Origin of the sequence: Neptunicella sp., from assembly GCF_048268085.1 — a bacterium.
Taxonomy (GTDB): domain Bacteria; phylum Pseudomonadota; class Gammaproteobacteria; order Enterobacterales; family Alteromonadaceae; genus Neptunicella.
Map to the genome: position 1 here is coordinate 115,293 of NZ_JBLWWF010000016.1, position 7,300 is coordinate 122,592.

The following is a 7,300-nucleotide window of genomic DNA, read 5'->3' on the forward strand; positions in this document are numbered from 1 at the left end:
GTTCTATGAAGGTATTGTTTCGGGTTGATGCCGATAGTCACATGGGGATTGGCCACTTAATGCGTTGTCAGGCGTTGGCGCAACTGCTTGGTTCGCAACAAATTGATACGGTGTTTAGCTTGCGCCAACAGGCGATTGCCATTGCTCGTGATCGACATGACTGGATTGGACAAATAATACTCATTCCTGATGACATCAGTAGTGATACTGAAATTGATTGGTTAGCTCAACATTGTGGTTTATCAGAATGGGATTTTGTGGTGTTGGATGGCTATCAATTTAGCAACGATTATCGGCAAAAACTGCACCAAAGTGTGAATAAATTAGTGCTATTTGATGACAATAATAACTCAGGTCAATTGTACGCAGACATGGTTATAAATAGCGCTGATCATGCAAGCCAGTTAAATTATGCCGAAACGGCGGCACAGGCAATTCATTGTTTAGGTAGTGGTTACCGGATTTTGCGCCAGGAATTTTATCTTCAGCCTCCTGTGACATGGTCGCAGCGACACTCTTTAACTATTATGTTGGGCGGTAGTGACACCCTTAATTTGACGTTGCCTATTTTGCAAGGGTTACAGGTCAAAGCAAAGGATATTCCAGTTCGGGTGATTACCGGGGCCGCCTATCCTTATCTAGAGTCCTTGCAGACGTATATACGTCGTTCCACTCAGTCAATACAACATATTCACAACTGTCAGCAGATGGCGGAAATGATGAGCTATTCACGCTTGGTGGTATCAGCTGCAGGCGGCAGTCAATTTGAACTATTAGCCTGTCATACGCCTGCTATTTTATTGATAGTGGCTGAAAATCAGCGAAGCGCAACGGAATTGGCTGCGCAGCAAGGTTGGTGTGAAATAGTCGATTGCGCGGGGCAAATTGAGACTGATGCTATTGTCAACCAAATGGTTGATTTATGGCATGACGGTAATCGTTTGCAATCCATGCATAAGCACGCCCAACAACTGTCTAGTCGCGATGAGGGGGCTGACAACTTGCTGGATGCTATTGAGCGGATGCTGGTGGATGATTGATTTAGTTGGCTATAACGTTGAGCTTAAAGCGATAAAACAGCAGGATTTGGAATTACTCAGGAACTGGCGTAATGATCCACAAGTGAGTCAATTTATGTTGTCGCAGGAATTGATTAGTGCCGAACAACAGCTTGCCTGGTTTAAAAAAATACAACGGGATGATTCGCAGTATCACTGGATGATTTATTATAAAAATCAGCCTATTGGTAGCGCTAACATCAAAGCGATCTATCAGGGGCAAACGTTGCATAATGCCACGACCATAGAACCAGGATTATATATAGCCGATGAGCGTTATCGAGGTAATTTACTCGCCTTTGCTCCCACCTTACTGATTAACGATTATTGTTTTGACCAATTAAAGGTGAAACAACTGCATGCGGTGGTTAAGCAAACTAATCAAGCGGCGCTTAATTACAATCAAAAATTGGGTTATAAAATACAAAAACAGGCCGAATTGGTGGAAATTACCCTGACAGCAGGGGATTATCAGCAAGCGAGCCATAAGTTAAAGAATCTTTTATCAAGGTAAAAACATGACAACCACCGAACAGTTATATCAGGCGTTTGCCAACGGATTAGGTATTGAACTCAGCAGTGTTAGCGATGAATTAGCCTACAATAGCATTCCTCAATGGGACTCTACCGCGCATATGATTTTGATCGCTGAATTGGAAAACCAGTTTGAGGTGATGCTGGATACCGATGACATTATCGATATGAGCTCGGTGACGAAAGCAAAAGAGATCTTAACTAAACATGCTATTCGTTTCGACTAAAGGATAGAGTCCTTTGTTTTTTTCCGACTTGTGCCAGTTTGGCGATAAGATTGCCTTTATTGAAAACGGTGAAAGTGGTGATACTGTTTCAGGTGACTTAAACAACGGAATTAGACATCTGTCCTATGCTGCGTTACAGCAGGAAATAGATCAATTTAAACAGCAATTACCGTCAAACCGACAGCTAATATTACTGCAGGCAGACAATACCATTGCCACCATGCTGGTTTATCTGGCCTGTTTGCAGGCCCGTCATCCGTTATTGCTGGTGAATAAACAAATTAGCGATACGCATCTCCAACACCTTATCCAGCGTTATTCACCTAACTGGTTAATGAACGGCAGTCATATTCAACATATCAGTCATAATCAGCACCATTTTGACGATAAGCTGGCATTGTTGCTGTCTACTTCAGGATCAACGGGTTCACCCAAGCAAGTGGCATTATCAGCAACCAATTTGCACAGTAACGCCAGTGCCATTTGTCAAACTCTTCCCATTCTTGGCAGCGATAAAACCATAACGACATTAGCGCCGTTTTATTCCTATGGGTTGTCGGTGATTAATAGTCATCTATTAATGGGGGCGACTATTGTGTTGACCGAACACAGCCTGATTAGTCGTGAATTTTGGGATCTGTTTGAACAGCAACAAATTAATAGTTTTGCCGGTGTTCCATACAGTTATGAAATGTTGTTAAGGTTACGCTTTACTCAAAAAGCATTGCCACATTTACGTTATTTTACCCAGGCCGGTGGCAAGTTGAGTCCAGAAAAAGTAACGGCATTAGCCCAGTATGCCCAACAGCAAAATAAGCAATTTTTTGTCATGTATGGGCAAACCGAAGCTACTGCGAGAATGGCGTTTAATGCCGACCCGCTATCGAAGCCTGACTCTATTGGACAAGCGATTCCCGGTGGTGAATTTTTATTACATGATGAGCAGGGGATCGCTCTGTGCACAGATGGACAAGCCGGAGAGCTGGTTTACCGAGGCGCAAATATTATGTTGGGTTATACCGAGGGCAAATCCGATTTAGCTACATTTAGTCAGTTGGATTATTTGTTGACCGGAGATCTGGCCTATCGCGATACTAACGGAGATTATTTTATTAGTGGCCGTCTAAAACGTTTTATTAAACCTTTTGGAGTGCGACTGAATTTAGATGAAGTCGAAGTGCTATTGGCCGATAACCAATGGACTGCGGCGGTTGTGGGTAATGACTATAAGCTGCAAGTTGGTTTACAAAAAAGTACTCAGCAACCTAACGATATTCCAGCCATTCAGCAAATGTTGAGTCAACAATTGAGCCTGCATCCATCGGTTATACAGATCGCTGAATTTGATATGTTACCCTTGACCGCATCCGGCAAACGGGATTATGCAACGTTACAACAGTGGTTTGCTGAACAGTGAAAATGGACAGAATAAATAGATGTTAAAAAATATACGCCTGCACCTTGATAAAAATGAAGAGCACCAGTCTGAACTGGAATTACGTTTGTCTGAACGTATTCAACCGACCTATCAGGCTAATTTACGTGCCTTTCGTCAATATATTCCTTCACTATTGCCTTATATAAAAGAAATTCGAACTAAAAATGTCGCATTGTTTTGTAATAAATATGGGCAAACTAATATCGTCGATTATGGTGTCGGGCGAACTTTTTACGGATTGGAGCCGGATGCGGAAATTGTTCAACAGTTTAACCATATCACTGAACATTGCCCTTATATGGATTTAATGCAATCGACACCGGTTTTAACCTTGGATAAGCAATCTTTATCTGCGCTCAAAAATTCGAATGTTTATCATGCCAGACAACAAAGTCAGCCTTTACCTGCAAATGTTGATGTGTTGGTCGTTTTTGGTTTGGCATTGGGTAAACACATTCAATTGTTGATCGAACAACACCATATTAAACATTTAGTGATTTATGAGCCTGAATTACAATATTTTCAATGCTCGGCTCTTGCCACCGATTGGGAGAAAATACTGTCTGATGCTCAAGCTAAAGGCACCGCAATCTATCTACAATTAGAAAAAGATGGGCGTAATTTAGTTGAGGATATGCAAGAACTGGCAGAGCATTTTTCGGCTAAAGGTTTCTACTATTATCAGCATTACAATCATCCTGTTTTTAGCTCGATTACAAAAGAGTTACAACTAAAATCCTGGGCTAGTATTCAAAAGGATGGGATCAGTTACACATTAGGCCATCAATATCAGGACTATTTACCTATTTGGACTCCTGCTGTGGAGTTGACACAATATCAAGATGTAGATCCAGCTGATGACGCCCTGTTTAAACAAAATATGCAGGCATTTGAAAGTTACTTTCCTCGTATTTATAAGGAGTTTAGCGACTATCAGCCAAAAGCCTGGCGGCCAATGAAAAGCCCGAATGGGATGGTAAATATTGTAAAGATGGACTCTTTGCAAACCTGGTATGGTGATAATCCTCAACATGAATGCATTTTGAATTTTGATAATTTTAGTGAGCAACCTAATAAAGATGGTCTGGTGTTAGGTTATAAAGGGACCAAGCTAAGGCATTATACTCATTACCGTTTTGTTGCCCAAACTGAAGAGTTATTAAACGAAGTTGAAGAAGAGCAAGGGTTGTTGCCTGACACATTAAAAGCCTTAATTATGTTTGGGATTGGTGCTGGGTATCAGATTGAGCATTTGTTTTCCCAGTACAAGGTTGAAAAACTGTTTTTATGTGAGCCAAATCGAGACTTTTTTTATGCATCCTTATATGCGATTGATTGGGCAAGCATTTTAAAAACGGTGGATGAAACTGGCGCGCGCATCTATATCAATATCGGTGATGATGGTACTAATCTTTTTCGTGACTTGTTAAATCAGTTCTACTCTATTGGTCCTTATATTTTGACCAATACTTATTTTTATCAGAGTTATTTTAACTCCAATTTAGTTCACGCCATTGCTCAATTAAGGGAGCAACTTCAGGTGGTGATTTCAATGGGCGAGTATTACGACCATGCGCGTTATGGTATTGCTCATACAACTGCAGTGATTAACCAAAATTACCCACTTTTAGTCAGTAAACCGGCTCATAAATTAACATTTGAAAATAAAAGTGTTCCTATCTTTATGATAGGGAATGGGCCTTCACTGGACTCTGCGATTGAGGCAATTAAAGAGTGGCAAGATCGCGTTATTGTCGTGTCTTGTGGAACGTCATTACAAGTGCTGCATAAAAATGGAATTGTGCCGGATTTTCATGCCGAAATAGAACAAAATAGAGCGACTTTTGATTGGTCTTGCCGGATTGGCGATCTTAAATATTTAAAACAAATCAGTCTTGTTTCGTGTAATGGGATCCATCCCGAAACCTGCGGTTTATTTAAAGATGTTTATGTCGCTTTTAAAGAGGGGGAATCGTCAACAGTTTCTGCATTAAAAATATTAGGTGAGGATAAGTTTGAAAAACTGAAATTTGCTTTTCCTACCGTGTCCAATTTTGTGATGAACCTGTTTACCCGCATGGGTTTTCACCAAATCTATCTTATTGGCATTGATTTGGGGTTTGCCGATAACAAACAACATCATTCAAAACATTCCGGTTATTACGACCAAAACGGCGATGAGATGTATGATTATGCCGCCAAAAATAATACTGCCTTGGTGGTGCCTGGAAACTTCAGAAAAACCGTCTTTACCAAGCATGAATTCAAGGTATCCAAAACCATTATTGAGCAGTCCCTGGCATCTGCCAAGGCGGAGTGTTTTAACTGTAGTGATGGTGCAAAGATAGTCGGTAGTATTCCATTAAGGTTCGATAATATTCTGGTGACAACCACCACGGAACAAAAAAAATTCGCGTTAATTTCAATCAAACAACAGGCTTTTGTTAAAGCCAATCAGGAACATGACTATTTACAGCGATTCTTAACCAAGTTCAGTCCTAAAAGATTAAATTTTGAATTAAGTAAAGTTATTGAACGGGTGAAAATGGAGGTAAATAATGTCGAGGAAGCCGAAGGCTTGATTGAAAGCCAAAAAACCATGTTATTTGCTTCCTATCAGGAAGGTAAGTCCTTACTATTTTATTTGCTATACGGCACGGTCAATTATGCGAATGCTGTTTTTAGTAAATTGACTAGTACAATCACAGACCAACATTCAAATAAAATAACCGCATTTGAACAAGCTCGTCAAGCTTGGATTTCCACGTTAAATAACATCGCTAGTGATTGTAAATCGGTGATGGAGACTTATGACTCATCATCTTCATTTGCGTTACAAAGAGAACGCGCCCTTATTGATTACTATATTTCAGATTATTCCGTAGCATGTGGAGTTACGGATGTAATATATCAGGGGCTTATCGCCTGGTTCCCTAATACAGAGCATCAGCCTGATTGGGTACTATTATCTGACTGTCAACAATGTCCATCAGCCATATTGCTTGATAGTGATGAAAGCAATGCGGTCGCTAAAGTTATACTGTTATTGAGTACGATGCCAAGCGATGGGGAATGCGAAGTTTTTGTGGTAGGAAGAGATAGGCATATTGTTGATGTACTTCATCAACAAGCTAAGGGGCTGTGCCGAATAACGTTTGTGTACCAAATTGACTTGATTGAAAATAAATACCATTTAGATGATTTTGCTGCGGGCAAGGTCCCGTTGCAAACTAAACCACAAATGATACGTTACTACGCACAATATTTTTTAGATAGAAAAAATATCGCATATATTATACCCAAGCTAGTATTCACGAAGAATATTACTGAAGTGCGACAGTTTTATGGGAATACACTTACTAGCGTATTTGCAGATGTTACAGGTTATATTGAATTCCCTAGTTATTTAGCCATACCAAGGGATCCAGAGTCATGGCCTAATTGTTTAACAAATACATTAGGTCATCGAGGACGTTATGTTGCAGGAAAACTTGAGCTAGCGAGCTTGTTCCAGCCGATTTTAACTAAAGAGCGGGGCGATCGACTGGTAAAAGACTTGAGTACACTTTTCTAGGCTGGCTAATGAATATGTTGCACACATTATTAACTGAATTAACTGATGATCAGCGAATATCGTTACCAGTGTATGATTGGTGTGATGATATTAAACAAACTTATATGCGTGACGAATTATTGGCACTTACGGAATATCACTGTAACCATTGTTCATTATACAAACACTATTTACACCAATTAGGCATCAATGATATTGAGCATATCGAGCAAATCCCCCCCCTCAGCGTGCGTTTGTTTAAAGAATTAAATCTTAAAAGTGTTAGTGATGATCAGGTCTTTAAACAGCTTAATTCCTCTGGTACCACTGGCGCACCATCGCGCATATACCTTGATTCAATTAATGCTAAACTGCAAAGTCAGGTTTTGGTAAAAATCCTGCAATCATGGCTAGGTAAATCTCGCCGCCCCATGTTGTTAATCGATTCGCCAAATACCGTCAAAGCTGGCAGTGCAATGACGGCCAGAGC

The 7,300-nt window shown here is 40.4% G+C and carries 5 protein-coding genes and 1 pseudogene; all 6 read left to right on the forward strand.

All coding sequences use genetic code 11. The features are described 5' to 3' along the window. Nucleotides 1-5: 5 nt before the first annotated feature. Complete coding sequence (gene pseG, locus ACTD55_RS13745; RefSeq protein WP_438864909.1) at nt 6-1,040, forward strand: UDP-2,4-diacetamido-2,4,6-trideoxy-beta-L-altropyranose hydrolase; 1,035 nt, start codon at nt 6-8, stop codon at nt 1,038-1,040. Continuing rightward, complete coding sequence (locus tag ACTD55_RS13750; protein ID WP_438864910.1) at nt 1,033-1,572, forward strand: GNAT family N-acetyltransferase; 540 nt, start codon at nt 1,033-1,035, stop codon at nt 1,570-1,572. The genes pseG and ACTD55_RS13750 overlap by 8 nt, the downstream gene beginning before the upstream one ends. A 4-nt stretch (nt 1,573-1,576) precedes the next feature. Beyond that, a complete protein-coding gene (locus ACTD55_RS13755) occupies nt 1,577-1,819 on the forward strand; it encodes an acyl carrier protein (protein ID WP_438864911.1) in 243 nt (80 codons plus the stop codon). Nucleotides 1,820-1,832: 13 nt separating this feature from the next. Continuing rightward, a complete protein-coding gene (locus ACTD55_RS13760; RefSeq protein WP_438864912.1) occupies nt 1,833-3,236 on the forward strand; it encodes an AMP-binding protein in 1,404 nt (467 codons plus the stop codon). A 19-nt stretch (nt 3,237-3,255) separates the two neighbouring features. Then, nucleotides 3,256-6,831 (forward strand): motility associated factor glycosyltransferase family protein, encoded by a 3,576-nt coding sequence (locus ACTD55_RS13765; RefSeq protein ID WP_438864913.1) that lies wholly within the window; start codon nt 3,256-3,258, stop codon nt 6,829-6,831. 8 nt (nt 6,832-6,839) lie between these two features. Continuing rightward, nucleotides 6,840-7,300, forward strand: a pseudogene (locus ACTD55_RS13770) (hypothetical protein); the annotation flags it as partial.